Origin of the sequence: Spongiibacter pelagi (genome assembly GCF_014705705.1) — a bacterium.
GTDB classification, from domain to species: Bacteria; Pseudomonadota; Gammaproteobacteria; order Pseudomonadales; family Spongiibacteraceae; genus Spongiibacter; species Spongiibacter pelagi.
This window is the reverse complement of sequence record NZ_JACXLD010000035.1, coordinates 1-2,862: the sequence shown is the minus strand read 5'-3', so window position 1 is coordinate 2,862 and position 2,862 is coordinate 1. Positions and strand designations below refer to the sequence as shown.

2 protein-coding genes are annotated in these 2,862 nt (G+C 40.6%); both read right to left on the bottom strand.

Annotated elements, in window-relative coordinates; all coding sequences use genetic code 11:
* Positions 1–149: 149 nt before the first annotated feature.
* Entirely contained in the window at positions 150–1,334 is a 1,185-nt protein-coding gene (locus IB286_RS15255) for a type II restriction endonuclease (RefSeq protein ID WP_190767016.1), read from the bottom strand.
* Positions 1,335–1,390: 56 nt separating this feature from the next.
* A complete protein-coding gene (gene dcm / locus IB286_RS15250; protein ID WP_190767013.1) occupies positions 1,391–2,650 on the bottom strand; it encodes a DNA (cytosine-5-)-methyltransferase in 1,260 nt (419 codons plus the stop codon).
* Positions 2,651–2,862 lie beyond the last annotated feature (212 nt).

The window sequence follows — 2,862 nt, the reverse complement described above, 5'->3', positions numbered from 1 at the left end:
TTTGTTTCAAGATCGCCAGTATCTGGCTGTCGCTGTATCGTGATGTTCGCATAGAAAACTCCTTTGTTTCAGTTTAATGGAATTTTCTACTAATAACCGTTACGTGTTTGCGGGGGGATTACAGAAGCACACCACCAAGCTTGTCCGTATCAAGCATATAGTGCTTTTGTTTCATTGATGAAATCTGAGAGTGAATACAGCTCCGCCCTAAGCGACTTAGGAAAAGAACCGTGTATTGGCGATGGGACTACTAGACGTACATTCTCATCCCGCATTTCTTTAAATTGATTAACAGAAACACCTTGCTGTAGTGTAAATAAGTATGAGGTATCAATCCTATTGGCCTCATTCAAAATCTGTCGCCACCGATCCTTCACCGTTGTCTTAACCGCAAGCATACGAAGCTTTTCAATCGGATAACTAGCTTCATGATATGAAAGACAATCAGGAAACAAGAAGTCCGGTTTTTTATTCCCCTCTGTCTTACACTGAACGCCAAACTGACTTAGTCCCTCTTCTCTAAAAATGTTTTCAAGATGGAGCTCTAGCGATCTTCCAGATCTCGACTTTCTTCTATTTGAGATCGAATTCGCGAGTTTTATAAACGATTCAACATCGTTAAAGCCTTTCTGAATCAATGGGGATACATGGTGATGTTCGACCAATTTAAATAAATCAAACTCATGGTCTCTTCGTTTAACTAGCCGTTTATCAGGATCCAACTCTCTGTGCAAACCACTTTCAAATAAGTAGTTAATAATTGTCGCTCCAGATGGAAACTCTTCGTTCCATGCAGCGGGATAGCTTTCAGTTTTGATATCACCATAAGATCTAAGTCCTTCAAAAATAATATCGCCACGCTCAAAGTAGCTAACTTGCGGTTCAACCTCACCAATACGTTCTTCTAGATAAGCTTCTTCTTCAATATTGCGGCAAACCCAAACCTTCATGAACTCAGAGTCCAAAGAGCCTTTATTATTAAAAGCGAACACAGCTAATGAGCCTGTTTTTTCAGTGTCTTGCAGCGGCGTATATTCAACGCCGGATTTCCAACGGGTTATTCGCTTTTCGTTTCTTGTCTTTTGGTTGTAATAAATCGCCCGCAATTCCTGCTCGGGCACAGAATCTGAATCAACTGTAGCTTTGAAAGCAACGTCAGGGTTTATCGCCCCATCTTTATTTAAACTAGGAAAAATAATACCTAACACAGATTTCGGAAAATAAATCCCTACTTGATGGCCTCCTGATGCCCCCGTGTCATTTGCTGAAAGTCGCTTGATATATACTCGCCAGCTTTCATTAGCAATTTCATATATCCAGTCTTTGAAATCCATATCAAACCCGTATTTCCAATATAGATATTTTACGAAGATTTTTTGTTAAAGGTGTTTTAGGCGATTTGCCATAAATTCTGTTGCTCAGGCAGTGAACGGCAATCTTGCGCCACCAGCTCCATAATATGGGGCTTCATAATACGAGCGATTTCCGCAATAACGGGCACAACTACAGAATTACCAAACTGCCTATAGGCTTGTGTATTTGACACTGGTATTTCAAGGCTATCGGGATACCCCATTAGCCTAGCGCACTCTCGCGGTGTAAGCCGCCGAGGATTTTTATTCTGCCCTCGTGAAATGAGTATCTCCGAGCCATCCTTGTGGTACCGAGCAGACAAGGTTCTACATGTATCTTCGCCATTTACAAGCCCGAAACCAAAGCCATTTCCTGCTTTCTCATGCTTTTTCTTATAATCCTGTAAATACTTCCACAGCTTTGTGCTGAGTATAAATTCCTGCCTTACCGTCGCACTGGGACCAACGGTATATCTTTCCTCAACAGCTTCTTTTCCATTTTCTGGATGCAATATATTCCTCATCTTAACTGCACCTTTTTCAGGCTGCTGAAATTCAGCCCAAGAAAATGGCACGTCATCTCTAAAACCAACTATAAAAATACGCTGCCGGTTTTGTGGTACAAAACCATTAGCATCGATCACTTTGTAAAAAATCTTATAGCCAAGTTTTTCTTCAAGAGTTTGTGTAATTACTTTGAAGGTTTTTCCCTTATCGTGGCTCATTAAGTTTTTCACATTTTCCAATAAAAAAGCCTTCGGTTTCTTAGCTGCAATGATGCGCTCAACATCAAAAAACAACGTCCCTTGAGTATTGCACTCAAAACCATGGGCCCGTCCAAGGGAATTTTTCTTTGAAACACCAGCTAATGAAAATGGCTGACAAGGAAATCCAGCAAGCAATACATCGTGATCAGGAATAAGTGCCGTATCTATCTTGGTTATATCGCCCACAACAGGATGGTGATCTTCAGAATAATTTTTCCGGTAAGTGATTTGAGAGTATTTATCCCATTCAGACGTAAACACACATTCACCACCGATGGATTCAAATCCACGCCTTATCCCGCCAATTCCAGCGAAAAGATCAATAAATGAAAAAGCGGCAGCTCCGGTACGCTGAGGATTGGGGATTGAGTCTAAAATTTGATCAAACTTAGCAGCAACGGTGCTTTCTTTTGGAATGCATTTTTCTTTTAACCAGTTTTTGAGGGTTTTATTCGAAATGCCTAACAGCTCAGAAAGCTGATCTTCTCCCAGCAATTGATGTAATTTTTCTAATTTCTGCACATTATTCACACCGGGTCTCCCATTGGAAATAATTTCCAAAATATCTCCCTGAAATAATACTTGATCAAAAAAAGCAAGCAAGCAAAATCACTGTTTAAATAAAAGGGGTATCCATTTAGCTCCACATAGCGTATAACTACTGGATGGATATCCATACTTTATCCCCGATTGCCGGCAAAGACTACCCCCAAAATTGGAATGCATTCCTGGACTGGTTTTCC